The sequence below is a fragment of the Halobacteroides halobius DSM 5150 genome (assembly GCF_000328625.1).
Taxonomy (GTDB): Bacteria; Bacillota; Halanaerobiia; order Halobacteroidales; family Halobacteroidaceae; genus Halobacteroides; species Halobacteroides halobius.
The window spans coordinates 292,646-309,448 of the sequence record NC_019978.1 but is presented as its reverse complement, the minus strand read 5'-3'; the positions used below and the strand labels follow the sequence as shown (position 1 = coordinate 309,448).

General features: G+C 32.3%; 14 protein-coding genes. All 14 read right to left on the bottom strand.

Annotation, left to right across the window (positions count from 1 at the left end; all coding sequences use genetic code 11):
• Positions 1-14: 14 nt before the first annotated feature.
• The 14 genes from HALHA_RS01480 to HALHA_RS01420 all read right to left on the bottom strand — a co-directional run bounded on the left by HALHA_RS01480 (position 15) and on the right by HALHA_RS01420 (position 16,803).
• On the bottom strand, positions 15-2,339 hold the full coding sequence (locus HALHA_RS01480; protein ID WP_015326030.1) for a DUF4292 domain-containing protein: 2,325 nt from the start codon (positions 2,337-2,339) through the stop codon (positions 15-17).
• 75 nt (positions 2,340-2,414) lie between these two features.
• Positions 2,415-3,575: a M20 metallopeptidase family protein gene (locus tag HALHA_RS01475; RefSeq protein ID WP_015326029.1), complete on the bottom strand. Its 1,161-nt coding sequence runs from the start codon at positions 3,573-3,575 to the stop codon at positions 2,415-2,417.
• A 34-nt stretch (positions 3,576-3,609) separates the two neighbouring features.
• Positions 3,610-3,960: a type II toxin-antitoxin system PemK/MazF family toxin gene (locus HALHA_RS01470; protein WP_015326028.1), complete on the bottom strand. Its 351-nt coding sequence runs from the start codon at positions 3,958-3,960 to the stop codon at positions 3,610-3,612.
• Between the two features lie 2 nt (positions 3,961-3,962).
• Complete coding sequence (locus tag HALHA_RS01465) at positions 3,963-4,220, bottom strand: hypothetical protein (protein ID WP_015326027.1); 258 nt, start codon at positions 4,218-4,220, stop codon at positions 3,963-3,965.
• A gap of 195 nt (positions 4,221-4,415) precedes the next feature.
• Entirely contained in the window at positions 4,416-4,580 is a 165-nt protein-coding gene (locus tag HALHA_RS13530) for a hypothetical protein (RefSeq protein ID WP_015326026.1), read from the bottom strand.
• A 161-nt stretch (positions 4,581-4,741) separates the two neighbouring features.
• Positions 4,742-6,994: an IGHMBP2 family helicase gene (locus tag HALHA_RS01460; RefSeq protein ID WP_015326025.1), complete on the bottom strand. Its 2,253-nt coding sequence runs from the start codon at positions 6,992-6,994 to the stop codon at positions 4,742-4,744.
• Between the two features lie 101 nt (positions 6,995-7,095).
• On the bottom strand, positions 7,096-7,542 hold the full coding sequence (locus HALHA_RS01455) for a CBS domain-containing protein (RefSeq protein WP_015326024.1): 447 nt from the start codon (positions 7,540-7,542) through the stop codon (positions 7,096-7,098).
• On the bottom strand, positions 7,543-9,096 hold the full coding sequence (locus tag HALHA_RS01450; RefSeq protein WP_015326023.1) for a bifunctional ADP-dependent NAD(P)H-hydrate dehydratase/NAD(P)H-hydrate epimerase: 1,554 nt from the start codon (positions 9,094-9,096) through the stop codon (positions 7,543-7,545).
• 85 nt (positions 9,097-9,181) lie between these two features.
• Positions 9,182-9,547, bottom strand: coding sequence for a holo-ACP synthase (gene acpS / locus HALHA_RS01445; protein ID WP_015326022.1), 366 nt, complete (start codon positions 9,545-9,547; stop codon positions 9,182-9,184).
• 17 nt (positions 9,548-9,564) lie between these two features.
• Positions 9,565-10,206 (bottom strand): PAQR family membrane homeostasis protein TrhA, encoded by a 642-nt coding sequence (gene trhA / locus HALHA_RS01440; protein WP_015326021.1) that lies wholly within the window; start codon positions 10,204-10,206, stop codon positions 9,565-9,567.
• 214 nt (positions 10,207-10,420) lie between these two features.
• Positions 10,421-11,812, bottom strand: coding sequence for an ISLre2 family transposase (locus tag HALHA_RS01435; protein ID WP_015326020.1), 1,392 nt, complete (start codon positions 11,810-11,812; stop codon positions 10,421-10,423).
• 176 nt (positions 11,813-11,988) lie between these two features.
• The gene (gene glmS, locus HALHA_RS01430; protein WP_015326019.1) at positions 11,989-13,812 is read right to left on the bottom strand and encodes a glutamine--fructose-6-phosphate transaminase (isomerizing); all 1,824 of its coding nucleotides are present in this window, start codon (positions 13,810-13,812) and stop codon (positions 11,989-11,991) included.
• Positions 13,813-14,121: 309 nt separating this feature from the next.
• The gene (gene glmM / locus HALHA_RS01425; protein WP_015326018.1) at positions 14,122-15,456 is read right to left on the bottom strand and encodes a phosphoglucosamine mutase; all 1,335 of its coding nucleotides are present in this window, start codon (positions 15,454-15,456) and stop codon (positions 14,122-14,124) included.
• Between the two features lie 189 nt (positions 15,457-15,645).
• On the bottom strand, positions 15,646-16,803 hold the full coding sequence (locus HALHA_RS01420; protein ID WP_015326017.1) for a mannitol-1-phosphate 5-dehydrogenase: 1,158 nt from the start codon (positions 16,801-16,803) through the stop codon (positions 15,646-15,648).

Genomic DNA, 16,803 nt, shown 5'->3' with positions numbered 1-16,803 from the left:
CTAATAATTACTTTTTAACTGATAATATTAGCTGATCTTAACACCATAATTAAATCTTGTAGTAACTTTAACTTACTAGCCCCTAAACTGCTTTTAGCTAGTTTATACTCTAACCAATTACCTTGTAAAGCTTGAATAACTGCTACATAAAATCTAGGTATTTGATAATCGTAATTTTCAGAAATAGCTGCCTGATAATTAATTAAAGCTTGATTTAGCTTACCATCTTCTCGCAGTCTATTCCCTTCAATATAATTAATTCTCCCTGGTAAATAACTACTTTGAAACTCTTCTCTTAACTTAATTAATCTATTTTTTACAGATAATAGCTTATCCACTTTATTAGCTGCTTCTAGATTAATTAATTTTTTACTTACATCCTCTACTAAATCAAATTTACCAGCTAATAAATAACTCACTGCTAATTTATAATAATTAGCAGCACTATTATTATATTCTATAGCCAATTTAAAACTATTAATAGCTTGACCTAAGTCACCATCTTTTAATTGGTACTTTCCCAAAAGTTGATAAATACGTCCTTGGGATTTAAGGTGTAAATAATCTTTAAGTAATTTTAACTCCCACTTTTTTTCTTGATTATAAAGAATCCGATTTAAAGCTCGATAAATCTTGGCTTGTTGTTGAGAAGTTAATTTTTTATTACTTTGTAGTGCTTGATAATAAATATCAACAGCAGTCTCTAAACTATACCTTTCTGCTAGTTGGGCCAACTGTAAATATATTTTTCCTTGAGAATGTTCTTTTAATACCTGTTGAATTAATAAGCGAGCCTTCATATTAGCTCCAGCTCCTAAATAACATTCAATTAATTTAAGTTTAATATCAAAATTATCTGCTGTTCTTTCATTAATTATTTGATATTGTTTTAGTGCTAATTTATATTTATTAAATTTAAAATATAAGTTAGCTAGACGTTTTCTATTTCTTAATGAATTATCTAAATAGATAATATATCTGTATAATTCTTCAGCTTTACTATATTTTCCCGTCTTTTTATAAAACTCAGCTAACTTAATATATCCCCAAGTATCTTTAGGAGCTAAAGAAATTGCTTTATTATATGCTTGAGCTGTTTTAACTACTTCTCCTTCTTTAAAATAAACATCTCCTAAATAAATTCTATAATTCTCATTATCTTTATCTAAACTAATTAACTTTTGAATAGTATCTTCTGCTTGCTCTAACATATACTTATCAGACTTTGAAGCTAAATTATAGTATACCCAAAATAATTTTTCTAAATAAGTAATATTTTCAGGAGCATAATTAACTGCCTTTTCTAAAGAATATCTAGCTTGCTCAACCCTTCCTAGTTGTAATTGAGTCTTTCCTAATAAATAATAAAGCTTTGGATTATTATAATCTAACTGTAAGGCTACTCTAACTTCACCTAAAGCTTCTTTATATTTACCTTGAAGTAATAATAACCTAACTAACTCTTCACGATATTTAATCCGATTATTAATCAATATGGCATTGCGCAAATTAGTAATTGCTTGATTGAGTTTATCATTTTCTTGGTAAATCTGACTAATCTTCCAGTACAACTCCTCATTTTGAGGCCACTTTTCTAACTTATTCTGTAATTTGTTAATTTTATCTTTATAATCACTTTGAAATCCTTTTGCAAAATCAAAACTTGTTAATCCTAAATTAACCTTCCAATCCTGATATTCAATCTCTAATCTACTGTTATTAAATAAAGTATCTACTTTAATTTTAGTTGGTAACCATACTTGCGATGCAAAAAGTTCAAAATCAGTATAACTTATATCTGCTACTTTAATATTACTACTATTAAATACTTTAATTTTAGTAATTAAGCTACGTTCTTTATCAATATAAATTCGCTGAGTAGAAAATAAATTCTCTAGTTGTAGAATATATACTTCACGATTTTGATAGATTGCCTCGCCTAATAGCTTAATCTTATATAATTTATCTAAATTCTGTAGTGGATTTTGGTAATCTAATTGACCCTCGATAGGTAAAGTAGTCATAATAGTACTATAATCAGGTGGTAAATATAATAAAGGAATTGTATTTAATAATCTCCCCGCTGAAGCACTAAACTTAGATCCTTTTATATGTTGAGTCATTAATCTAGTTCTTGACTTCATAACTTTAGTTTTAAAATTATACACTTTATCAGCTGATGTAACTTTAGTTACAATTGTACCCTTAAAGTCTTTAACTTGATCCATTTGCTTTATAATATCCTGTAATAAACTTTGAGCTGATATATCATTAGCATAAGCTGAATTACCTAAGACTAATATCATAATAATTAACGAACAGAGTATATATTTTTTCAATTTTAACTTCCTCCCTTCTACATTCTATCCATAAGTTATTATTTTAGTTATTACATACTCACCTCAAAAATCCCTTTAAGAAAGTTTATAAAATACTAGATATACAAAAAGAGCCACTCCTATCTTAAGTGCCTCTTCATCAAAATTAAATTTAGGATGGTGGGCTGAATAATAATCTTCACTTGGTTTAGCTGCCCCTAATCTAAAGAAAACACCTGGAACCTGTTCTAAATAATAAGCAAAATCTTCTGCTCCTAGTGAAGACTGTGATAAATATCTTAATTCTTCTACATAAGGTATAGATTCAATAACTGTCGATAACTCATCTACTAAAGAGCTAGAATTAATTAAAACAGGATAGCCAAAATTATAATCTAATTCATAACTAGCTCCTTGATTAATTGTAATCCCCTCAACTATTTGTTCTATCCGTTCGGGCATAAACTCTCTTAAGTTAGGCTCTGTGGTTCTTACTGTTCCGGTTAACTTTACCTTATCAGCTATAACATTTCTTCTATAGCCACCTTTAATAGTCCCTATATTAATTACTGCTGCTTGATGAGGATTAACTTGACGACTAATAATATTTTGAAGGGCAGTTATTACTTGACTAGCAATAACTATAGCATCCACCCCCTGATGAGGAGTTGATGCGTGCCCACTATCTCCTTTTATTATTAAATCAAGTTCATCTGCTGCAGCTGATGCTGCTTTAGGCTGAACCCCAATTACCCCCGTAGTTAATTGATTATTAATATGTAAGCCAAAAATATTATCTACAGACTCTAAAACTCCAGCTTCAATTAAAGGAAGAGCCCCACCCGGTCCTTCTTCTGCTGGTTGAAAAATAAATTTGACCTTTCCTGATAATTGGTCTCGAAATTCAACTAACACTTTAGCTGTCTCTAGTAAAATAGCCATATGTCCATCATGTCCACAAGCATGCATTACTCCTTGATGAGAAGACTTATAACTAACTTCAGTTTGCTCAGAAATTGGTAGAGCATCCATATCAGCGCGTAAAGCTACTGTTGGCCCCTGGCCACAATCCAATAAACCTACAACTCCAGTTTCTTCTTTTTGCTCTACTTCTAAACCTAACTCAGTCAAAAAGTTGACTACTTGTTGGGAAGTCCTTACTTCTTCAAATCCTAATTCTGGATATTTATGTAATTTTCTCCGAGTAGATACTAATTCACCTTTTAGACTTTCTATAAACTTGATAATCTTTTTCATTTTAACACTTCCTTAAGTAGAATGGTTAAATAAACTAAAGCTCTATCAATCCTAAACTTATCTGCAAGGCTTCATCTACCCTAGCAACCATTTCACTATTTAACCGAGTTACCCTTCTTTTTAACCTTCTTTTATCAATAGTTCTAATTTGTTCTAGTAGAACGACTGAATCACACTTTAAATCACATTTGCTACCATCAATCTCTACATGAGTCGGCAATTTAGCCTTTTCTATTTTTGAAGTAATAGCCGCTATAATTACTGTAGGACTATATTTATTGCCGATATCATTTTGAATAACTAATACAGGTCTAATACCACCCTGTTCTGAACCCACAACTGGGTTCAAGTCTGCATAATAAACGTCTCCTCGTTTAACCCCCATATTTAATCACACTCCGCTAATCTGGCCTCATAATTAAAAAAAGTTTTATTTTCTAACCTGAAATTTTCAGTAGCTAATTTAAGATTCAATTTAGCCATATCTAAATATCCTGTCTTCATTTCCTCTTTAACTTTCCTTTCCTTTAATCGCTCAATAACCAACCGATTACTAATCTCCTCATGTTGAACTTCTTTAGCCTTATCCATTTCCCTTATAAAATTATCCTGTAAAGTAACCATGGCCTTTTGCAAATTGTTCAAAAAGGACCCCTCCCTATACTGTTACAATTTATGATAATATATTTAAGTTCACCTAATACTGTGAATGTAAATTAACGGCAAAATTACATTTATTATTTAATATATTATCTAATAGTAGTCTCCACAAATAATAATTAAAATATACATCATAAATATATAGAGTAAAAAGAGACGCTAATAGCGTCTCTTTTTATTCTATATTCTTTGGTATGCTTCTCTATCAGCCATTAATCCCTCCTGGGCCAACCTTAAATTGAGTTCTGCCATTTGGGCATACCCTTCCTTTAAGCGCCTTTTTAAACTATCTGCCTTGTCCTGCTCACCCTGAGTTTTATTTGCCAGCTGACGACCTTGGCCCATAAACTTATCACCTCATATTAAGAATTATAGAACTTAGAGATATCTATCTTATAAGGTCTTAACTTTCCACATTAACCACTAACATTATATCATAAAATCTAGTAATTTAAAAAGGAAATATAAGACTGTTAAATTAAGGGATTACAATTAAAATATTTTCTTTATAGAGAATACAGGTAACCGTTCTTCTCTATATATTCTACTAATGATTGATAAGTCTCATGACTAGTTATTGTAGAAGAATCACCAAGAATAATTAATTTTTTCTTGGCCCTAGTCAAAGAAACATTAAGCCTTCTAATATCTCTTAGAAAACCAATATTATCTTGTTGATTACTTCTAACTAAAGAAAGAATCACCAATTCCTTTTCTCTACCTTGAAAACCATCTACAGTATTTACTTCAACTTCTTCTAACTTAATTAATTGTTTAATTAAATCAACCTGGTCTTTATAAGGAGTAATTACTGCTACCTCTGATAGATCAATCTTTGTATTTACAGTTTGATTAATAATTTCAGAAACTAACTCAGCCTCTATTCTGTTTTGAAGTGAAGTTGAATCTCCTTTAGTGTACTCAGGTGCACTCATCCCAGATGTATCTAAAAAGACAACTGCATCTTTTATTTTTAAGACTTTTTCAGCAGGTGAATTCCCTTTAGGGAGTTGAATATTTAAATCAGTTATATTCCATTCCTTAACCTTTTTAGCTGCTACCAACTGCTGATCATAAAATTGTGAACTAGAAAAATTCATTATGGCTTGATTCATTCTATACTGTACATTTAATATCTCTTTAATTTTTGCACCATGAACTTCTAATAAACGTTCAAATAGTGATTTAGATAATCCCTTCCTAGCTGCCTCTTCATTTAAAATAGTTGGCGGCAGTTGTTTATGATCTCCTACCAAAATCACCTTATTACTCTTAACTACAGGTATTAAAGCAGCTGGCTCAGTAGATTGAGTTGCCTCATCAATTAATAACAAATCAAAATTTTGCTCTGCTAAAACTTCAGAACCTGCAGTAGAGTTAGTGGTACAAACAACTTCAGCTTCTTCTATTAACTCAGTAACTGCTTCATCTTCCAATCTTTCAATTTGACTAAATAATTGATTAATTTCATCCTGTAATTCTAACCACTTAGCCATTCCCTTTATCTTTTTAGGACTTAATCCTCGCGGGCGTCCATTAATATTTTTACTACCTAGATCCCTAATTTGTTGATTACTAAATCCTCTTCTATTTTCTCCACTAGGAAATATACACTGAGGATTATCATCTTGTTGCTTGCTAAGTTTATAAGCTTTATCTCTTAGTTGACTTGCTTCTTTGTATTTAGGATGCTCTTGTATAATATGATCTAGCGTATATTCTCTTACTAATGAATTAACTCGAGCGGGATGTCCTACCCGTAATACCTTAACTCCTCTAGCAACTAATCTTTCTACAAGATTATCAACTGCTGTATTAGAATCAGCTGTAGCTAAAATATTTTTTTCTCCTGCTTCTTGTTGTAAAATTTCAATAGAAGTCATTGTTTTTCCTGTCCCCGGAGGACCATGCACCAAAAAGAAATCTTTAGCAGCTAAAGCAGAACGTACAGCTTGACGCTGAGAATCATTTAAATCTTTATTGTAATAGTCAATCTTAGGTAATTGATTAAACTCTACATCAGCTAAGCCTAATAATTTATCTCTAAGCACCTTTAATCTACCCGTTGCAGATTCCAAATTACCTAAAGCATCTAACATACGCTGAAAAGTAATATCATTAACATATAAATCTAATCTTAACCCTTTATCATACAAAAAACCAGCAGGATTACTATCAAAAACAACTGTTAGAGAATAATTAGTCTTTTCTACTACAGTACCTGTGGGATTATTATCAGCTAAAGGGCGATTTTTACTTAACATTACTAAATCCCCAACACTAATTTCAGTATCAGGTAACTTTTCTCCCTTTTTTTGTCTAATAAACTTAATTAATTCTCTACCACCAAAACCTTGACCTTCATCACGACCTGATAAATATAAAATAGCACGCCCTTTTTTCTCTCTTTGCTTAGCACTTAATTCTTTAATTTCTATCTCATGGCGTCTCATTTCTTCTTCCCGTTCTAACTGAACTAAATGCCTATAATTATCAGTATAATTTTTAATTTCCTTTAATTTCTCTTTATATCCATCATCAACCTCTACTTGTACCCTAATTCCAGCTATCTGGTTATTATCCATAATCTTAGCTGCTTTATGAGCTACACTATCTTCAACTTCAACAATAGCAGCTCCAGAATTAAAATCTATTTTACCAATTTGCTTTCCATCCATACCAATTTCATTGGTAAAAGCACCTACAATATCTCCTGGGCCAATATGCCCTGGTAAATTTCTAACAATTAAATCAGTCATATTATCCTCCTTTCAAACAAGATTACACCCTAGACTAGGGTGTAATCACACTAATAGAGTATACCAAAAAGCACCTATATAGTCAAAATAATAAACTCGCTTTACTCTTCTTGCATATATCGTATAATATCTGCTCTAGTCACAATCCCTAGTAACTTATTATCTTTAACTACAGGAACTCTATTAACCCCTTCTTCTACAAAAATAGTGGCTATATCCATAACATCACTTTGAGGGCCAACAGTAATTACATCTTTAGTCATTAAATCTGCAACTTCAATTCCTGCCATCTTTTTTAAATCCTGCTCAAAATCATCAAAACTTTCTAAATAGAAGATACCACCTAAAACATAAATATAATCAGGAAGATCTAATTTTTTCTCTTTAACTATTAAATCTCCTTCACTGATTATTCCTACTAACTTATCATCCTCTATTACTGGTAAACCACTAATACTATTCTCTATCATTATCTGAGCTACTTCCTTAATCTTCATTTTAGGGCCAACAGTAATCACATTTTCAGTCATAATTTCCACTGCTTTCATTTAAAAACCTCCTTCATTAACTACTTGCTTTATTGCCTGAGGTAAATACTGAACTAAATCAGAGGGCAATAAACTATATTCTGTTAACTCTTTAACTGCCAAATCGGCAGCTAAACCATGTAGATAAACTGCTGCTACTATAGCTTCAGTTACACTAGACTTTTGGGCCAATAAACCAGCAATTAACCCTGTCAAAATATCTCCACTACCACCAGTAGCTAAACCAGAATTACCAGTTTGGTTAAGATATAATCTTCCTGTTGGAGTAGCAATTACTGTTCTTACGCCTTTAAGTACTAAATAAACTTGATATTTAATGGCAAACTTTTGAGCTATTTCTAATCGATCCTCTGCTATCTTGGCAATTGATTGCCCCATTAAGCGGGCCAATTCACCTGGATGAGGAGTTAGGATAGTTGGTTTTTCTCTTTCTTTTAATAATTTCAAATTATCTAAAGCATTTAAGCCATCTGCATCAATTACTAGTGGTTTATCGACATTTTTAACTAAACTATGGATTAGATAGGATATTTCTTTATTCACTCTTAAACCTGGGCCAATAGCTAAAAGATCTCTCTTTTTTAACAAATCTTTAATCTCTGTTAGTGCCTCTTTAGCTAAAGTCCCCTGCTTATCAGATAAAGGATAAGTCATAGCCTCTGTTAACTTTTCTTCCAAAATAGGATTTAAACTAGCTGGCACTCCAACTGTTACTAAACCAGCTCCACTACGTAAACTAGCTTGGCCCGTTAAAGCTGCTGCTCCTGTCATTCCCGTAGACCCTGCTACTACCAATAATTTACCAAAGCTTCCCTTGTGACTCTTTTTCTCTCTTATAGGTAAAAAATCTGCTACTACTTGGCTAGTAATTAACTCACTATCTATCTGTTGGTCTTTAATCACTTTTTTAGGTAATCCAATATCCACTACCTCTAAATTTCCTGTATACTCTGCCCCTGGATAAAGAATTAAGCCTAATTTAGGCAAGCATAAGGTTACTGTCCTATTAGCCTCAATAGCTAAATCCCTAACCTTTCCACTAGCAGCTTCTACTCCTGAAGGAATATCAACTGCTATTACCTTAGTAGGGGCTTGATTAACTAACTCAATTACATCTGGATATAAGCCCCTTAGCTTTCCCTTAATCCCTGTCCCTAATAGGGCATCAACGATTAAGTCAGCCGCCTTCAACCTAGGCTTTAAACTAACTGCTTCTTCTTTATTATTTATCTCCTTAACTTGAGAGCCTAGATTAGATAATACATCTAAATTAATCTTAGCATCTCCGCTAACTTTCTCTTTACTTCCTAGCAATACTGTTTCTACCTTAATTCCTTTTGCTTCTAAGAACCGACTAATAACAAAGCCATCACCACCATTATTCCCTTTTCCAGCCAAAACAATTACATTAGAATCAAATTTATCCAATTGATTTAATATAACTTTTCCTACTTTCACCCCTGCCCGTTCCATTAGTACAACTCCTGGAACTCCAATTTTTTTAATTGTTTGCTGGTCAATCATTGCCATTTGCTTACCCGTTACTACTTTCACACTACCCCCCCCTACAATACAAGTAAAACCTTTATAACCACTTATATTAATATTTTATAATTTGGATTTAACTATTAACTATACACTATAAAGCTATTGCCTGAGCTACAGCATAATCACGACTATGAGAAATACTCAGCATAATCTCTTCAATTCCTTTCTTATGAGCTATCTTCTGGGCTTGATTATATAAATTAACTTCTGGCTTACCTAAATTATCATTAATAATCTCTATATCCTGCCACTTAAACTCACGAAACCCTGTCCCTAAAGCCTTAACTACCGCTTCTTTAGCAGCAAATCTCCCTGCATAATGAGACCATGGTATTTTGTACTCTTCACAATACTCTATTTCAATTTCTGTAAAAAAACGTTTTTTAAAATTGGCCCGTTTCTTGATTGCTTTCTTAATTCGTTCAATCTCTATAATATCAATTCCCAACCCCTTCACAAAATCACCTTCTATTCTTAATTAAATTCCAAAAACAATATAGTAAAGAAATGACATATACTACCCGCTAATACAAAGAGATGCCAAATAGCATGATTATATTTTAACTTTCGCCAAAGATAAAAAATTGCTCCTACTGTATATAAAGCTCCTCCAATTACTAAAAATACAATACTAGTCTCATTCATCATTAATAATAAAGGTTTGATAGCAAAAATAATCAACCAACCCATAACTACATAAAGCAAAGTAGAAAGCAGTTTATATCTTTTACTAAAAGCTACTTCCAGTATAATTCCAAATAGAGCTATCCCCCACACAATAGCAAAAATAGTCCAACCCAATTTACCACTTAAAGTTATTAGAGTTATTGGAGTGTATGTTCCTGCTATTAATAGATAAATAGATGAATGATCTAAAATTTGAAAAATATCTTTTACTTTTCCCTCAGGAAAGCTATGATAAAGCGTAGAAGCTAAATAAAGGATTACTAAAGTAGAACCATAAATAATAAAACTAGTCATGTATAATAGATTATCAGAGCGATCAGCAAAAATAATTAAAATTACTAATGCAGCAATAGCTAAACCTAATCCTACCCCATGTAAAATTGCATTAGTAATCTCCTCATTATGATTGTATTCTTTTTTATTTTCCATTTTAATGCCTCCTTCTAACTTATTTACTAATCTTGTTATTACCAATATATTACTTAAATATAAGTCTATTCTAGCAAAGCTTAAAAAATATAAAATTATATTATTAGCTAATAATATAATTTTATATTTTTTTTAGGGCATTGTAAATAATCTATTTGAATTTGATTGTGTCAAGTTTTTGTAGGTGAAAATTTAAGATTCCTCTTTCAATAAATTAAACCAGTGACTTAACAGCTCTAAACAAACCTCTTCTTATGCCTTTACTTATGCTGGGTATATTCTCATGTTTTCCCTTATATTTTTTCTTTAATCTTTTACTCACTACTTTTGATTCTATTTTTACTAAATTATCTTCTTTATATTTCTCTCTTTCCTTTTCTAATATCATCTTTTGTAAATCTTTTAATTTCCCTCCGTTAAACTTAAAAGCTCTCAATCTTGCCATCTGGTCTACTCCCTGTTTAGACCAACCCATTGGTCGTGAGCTTAGTCTATCAGACAATATATGGCTAACATGACCTTCTGCACTGCATCCAAGAGCATTATCATCCTTATAATAATTCACTATACCTTCCCAATTATTATAAATATAACTTCTGCTGCGTCTTATAGCTCTCTTCTTTGATTCTTTTTCAGCCTTGGACATTAACTCACTAAAAGTTTCTTTGACCTTAGCTCTATCTAAACTATTAATTCCTTCCCAAAGTTTAAATCTAAGCTTCTCAGCATGTGCTGTAGCTTTTAGAACATATTTATTCAAGTGATATCTATCCAATATCTGTTTGCTTTTAGGCAACCATTTTAAACCCTCTTTAATCCAAAGTGCTCCATCTCCTGCTAAATAAATCTGCTTAATACTATCTAATTTATAATTAGCATCTATATAATCCATTACTTCTAACCAAAGATCTTCAGCTTTACTATATACACCTGAAAAACAATAACTATTTTTTAATTTATTTCTACCTTGTTCTTTACTAATTCCTTCATGTACATATACCAATTTAGGAATTGAATTATTACCATTTTGCAAGGCAACATGGTCTTCATCAGCCTCTACATATAAATATTCTACTTCTTTCTTTTCACTTGGCTTATTTAATTCATCATTTTCTATTTTATCTAATTTTCTTATCTTATTCATTACTGTTTGTTTACTTATTTCTAAGCTATCTACTACTTCAGTTCCTGTTTTAGCATAGGATTCATCTGCTGCTAAATCTACTATCTCTGCTTCTAATCCTCTGTCTATTCTTTGATATTTGCCTATACCTAATTTCTTATCTGCTAGGTGTTGATATTCACCATTAAACTTTGATTTATAGTATCTCCGATTAAACTTAACTTCACCAAACTCAGTAATTAATGTTCTATCTTTCTTCTTAACTATCTCCCATTTCTCCCTGCGATTTGGACTCTCCATAATCATTTCATCTAAGCTTTCAATTAAATACTTGCACAACTCTCTTCCTAACTTATCCATATCTTTTCTAAGCGATCTTATAAAATCTGAAATGCTTTCATCATTATCCATAGCAATATTTACTAAAAATTCTTCTGTATTTTCCTTAATTTCTTCTCCAAATTGTTGTATAATTGTATCCATGAGGGGCTCCTCCTTTTTGTGTTTTGCTAGTCACTTAACACTTTATCAAAAGAGGAGTCCCTTTTCTAGTTTTTGAACTAAAACAACCTACACTTATTTTACACTATGTTGAATTTAATCTTACTAATAAAAAAGCTTGGCCCTGAGAATTTATTCTCAGGGCCAAGCTTTTTTATCTATTCTACTGTCACACTTTTAGCTAAGTTTCGTGGTTGATCAACATCACAGCCTCGCTCTACTGCTACATAATAAGCAAGCAACTGTAAAGGAACAACTGCTAAGATACTAGTTAATAACTCTTCTGTCTCTGGAATCTCAATTCGATAATCAAGATCCTCAATCTCTCTTTCACCAGCAAGAGTAACTCCAGTCACAACTCCACCACGAGCTTTAACCTCTTTTACATTACTTAATGTCTTATCTAATACAGACTCTTGAGTAGCTAATGCTACTACTGGTACTCCTTCTTCAATTAAAGCTAAAGTACCATGCTTTAATTCTCCAGCTGCATAAGACTCAGCATGAATATAAGAAATTTCTTTTAGCTTTAGAGCACCTTCAATAGCTACTGCATTATCTATACTTCGCCCAATAAAGAAACTATTTTCTTGATTAGCAAATTCAGAAGCTAATGCTTTTATCTTATCTTCATTCTCATCAATTAACTGTTGAGTCTGCTTAGGTAAAGCTTTTAATGCTGTAATCAAACGTCGACTATCCTCATCTGCTAAGAGATCTTTGGCCCGGCCAAAATAGATTGCTAACATATAAAACGCCATTAACATAGTAATGTAGGCCTTAGTAGATGCAACTGCAATCTCTGGTCCAGCTTGTAAATACAATACTTCGTCAGCTTCACGAGGAATAGTACTACCAACTACATTACAGATAGCAATTACTTTAGCACCCTTATCCTGAGCCTCTCGTAAAGCAGCTAAAGTATCAGCAGTCTCTCCTGATTGACTAACTACAATTACTAATGTTCGATCATCAATAATTGGATCTCGATACCTATATTCCGAACCAATATAAACTTCCACAGGAATCCGAGCCAACTTTTCAATTGCATATTTACCTACTAAACCAGAATTATAAGCTGTACCACAAGCAATCACTTGAATCCGGTCATACTGCTTAAGCTCATCAGCAGTTAGATTGACGTCATCTAAGGAAATATCAGTAGTATCTAACCGACCAGCAAGACATTGACTTAATGCTTCTGGCTGCTCATGAATCTCTTTTAACATAAAGTGGTCATATCCAGCCTTCTCAGCCATACCTGGATCCCAATCAACTTCAAATACTTCCTTTTCCACTGGTTTACCATCTACAGTCGATAAATCAATAGTCTCTCGGGTAATAACACCCATCTCACCATCATTTAAGATATAAACTTCATCTGTATACTCTAAAATAGCAGGAATATCAGAAGCAATATAATACTCATCATCACCTAGACCAATAATTAATGGGCTATCCTCTCTGACAACAATTAATTTATCTGGTTCTTCAGTAGAAAGAATTGCTAACGCATAAGAACCTTCTAATTTAGCCACTACCTGTCTAACAGTCTCTTCTAAATCTCCTGTATAATTTTCTTCAATTAAATGAGGAATAACCTCTGTATCAGTTTCAGATTCAAAGTGGTAACCCTTTTCTTGTAACTCCTCTTTTAACTCAACATAGTTTTCGATAATTCCATTATGAACTACCACAAACTTCCCGCTAGCACTAGTGTGTGGGTGAGCATTAGGAGTAGAGGGTTTACCATGAGTAGCCCACCGAGTATGCCCAATACCAATTGTACCTGATGGCTGTTCATCAGCTACTAATTCTTCTAAATCAGCTAACTTTCCCACTGTCTTAACAACATCAATTTCATTATCTTTAAAAAGTGCTACTCCTGCAGAATCATAACCACGATACTCTAATCTATTAAGTCCATCAACTAAGATAGAAGTAGCATCTTGTTTACCGATATAACCGACAATTCCACACATATATTGACCTCCTCTGAAATTTAAATTTACAATACTATTCTAAGCTCCTTTATCCTTGTAATTACTCACAAGTTTTAAGAGCTTAGTTTAAGAAGTTCCTTACCTCTTTAGGTTAATAGCTACTAACCTAGGGGCATCCGCCGATTGATCGATAATTCCCCTTCCTCGTCAACTCACAACTAACTGCAATTGAGAATTGAAAATTGATAATGGTTTAGAAGATTTTTAATTGTAAATTGTCCATTGTCCATTATCAATTAGTTTAATTGTGAGTCCGGGCGCTATAATTATAATTTACAGTTTACAATTTCAATTTAATTCTTTTTTAACCACCTCAGCTACATCATTAGCCAATTCTTCTAATTGATTCTTATTTTGACCTTCCACCATAATTCGAATTACGGGTTCAGTACCAGACGCTCTGACAAAAATTCGTCCTTCACCCTCTAAAGTTTTTTCTACCTCTGTAATAGCCTCTTGAATTTTCTTATTAGCTTCCCAAGCTTTGCTCTCTACTTCAACATTAACTAATAATTGAGGTAATTCTTCCATCTGTTGTCGCAACTTAGAAAGTGGTTGGCCAGTCTTTTGTACAACGTCAATTAGTTGTAAAGCAGTTAATAATCCATCACCAGTTGTATTATAATCTAAAAAGATAATATGACCTGACTTTTCTCCACCTAAATTATATCCTTTTTCCTGCATCTTAGCTAACACATAACGATCACCATTTTTAGTTACTACTACTTCTCCATCTACTTCTTCTAAAGATTGGTGTAAACCTAAATTACTATACTTAGTTGCTACAACTTTATTATCTGCTAATTTTCCTTCTTTTATCAACTGTCTACTGCAAATAGCTAAAATATAATCTCCATCAACTAATTGTCCTTTTTCATCAACTGCAATTACTCTATCTGCATCACCATCATGAGCTATACCTAAATCTGCTCCACGCTCTACTACAGCTTCCTGAACTACTTCTGGATGAGTAGAACCAGATTCTACATTAATATTTGTACCAGTTGGAGTATCATTAAGCAATACTACTTTAGCACCTAACTGGGATAAAACTTGAGGACTTACTTCACATGCAGCCCCATTAGCAGTATCAACAACAATTTTTAATCCTGCAAAACTATTATCAACTGTTGTTTGGATATAATCAATATACTCTTTTACATATCCATCTACACTTTTAGCCATTCCTACTTTATCACCAGCAAGAACAGGTAGTTCATCTAACTGATTGAAGAAGACATCTTCAATCTCATCTTCATCCTGGTCTGATAATTTGAAACCATCTTGATCAAAAAACTTGATCCCATTATCACAAGCTGGATTATGAGAAGCTGAAATCATTACTCCTGCTGCTACATCTAACTTCCTTGTTAAATAAGCAACTACTGGAGTAGGTACTACACCTACTTTAATTACATCAAAACCTAAAGAAGTAATTCCTGCTACCAAAGCAGCTTCTAGCATATCCCCAGATACCCTAGTGTCTTTACCAATTAAGACCTTAGCCTCTTTTCCATCAGTTAAATAATGTGCACCTGCTTTACCTAATTTAAAGGCTAGTTCTGCTGTAATATCTTGATTTGCTTCACCTCTAACGCCATCTGTTCCAAATAACTCTCCCATTTACTCACCTCCTAGTAATAATATATTTTTCTTATTAGATTTTGTGATATAAAATTAACAAAATCCACCTTCAATTATAACTTAAATTAATTAGATTTACAACAGCTTATTTCTAAATTATTATTATTATTTGCTATAATTAGCTAAAATATAAACTAATTTTCATAAAAAGCCACTTACTAAAAGTGGCTACTTACTCTCTTGTAATTGGTAATATTTCTTTATAATTTCTTGTCCTACATCACCTTTAGGATTGATACCTGTAATTTCTGTTAGTGTAGTTTCAATTCCTTGCTCTTCAATAGCTGTTTGAATCTCTTTAGCTGTTTTATCTTCTCCTACATCAAACAATAATCCTGCTGCAATGCACTTGCATAAATTACTAGGAAATGTTCCGTTTTCAAAAGCTCTCATCGCTGGTTTAACTAATCTATCTGTTGGCCCTAATTTGCGAATTGGATCTCGTCCTACTCTAATTACAGAATTATTTAAGGCTTTATTTTTAAATCTTTTTATTATTTTATTAATATATTGTTTGTGAGCTTCTTCATCAAAGCTATATAACTTAATTAAACTACTACCAGACTCTAATAAAGCATTTTTAACTATAGTTTCAATTTCTTGATCTTCAATAGCTTCATGAATATAATTATATCCTTTATGATATCCTAAATAAGCTGTTCCGGCATGACCAGTGTTTAAAGTGAATATTTTTCTTTCTACAAAAGCAAGTAGATTAGTAGTTAACTTCATTCCCTCAATATCAGGAATTGGCCCTTTAATTTGTGTTTTATCAACTATCCACTCACTAAATGGTTCTACTTCTACTTCTAAACCTCCATTATCTTGAGGGGGAACTATTCTATCTACTGCGGAATCAGGAAAACCAATATATTTCTCAACCTGTTTTTTTTGAGCAGTATCTAATTTTTCATAAACCTGTTCTTTTAATTCACTGGTAGCTCTAACCGCATTCTCACAGGCAATTAAATTAAGATAATCTGTATTACAGGCTTCTAATCTTTGTTCAATCCCTGCTACAACTGCTGGAGTTATAAATTTAAGATTAGACACTCCGACTGCTGTAGTTACTAAATTAGCATCTTTTATTTCTTCTGCTACTTCATTTATATTAGTTCCATTAATTGCTCTGATGTTATCTACAGTATATTCTTCTTCTGAGTCTCCACCGACTTCTTTAACCTGATAACTATCACTACTATTGATACTTGATACTAACTTTTGATCGACATCTATAAAAACAATTTCGTAACCTGACAAATTCAGTAACAATCCAATAAATCCTCTTCCGATATTTCCTGCTCCAAAATGTACTGCTTTTTTCAT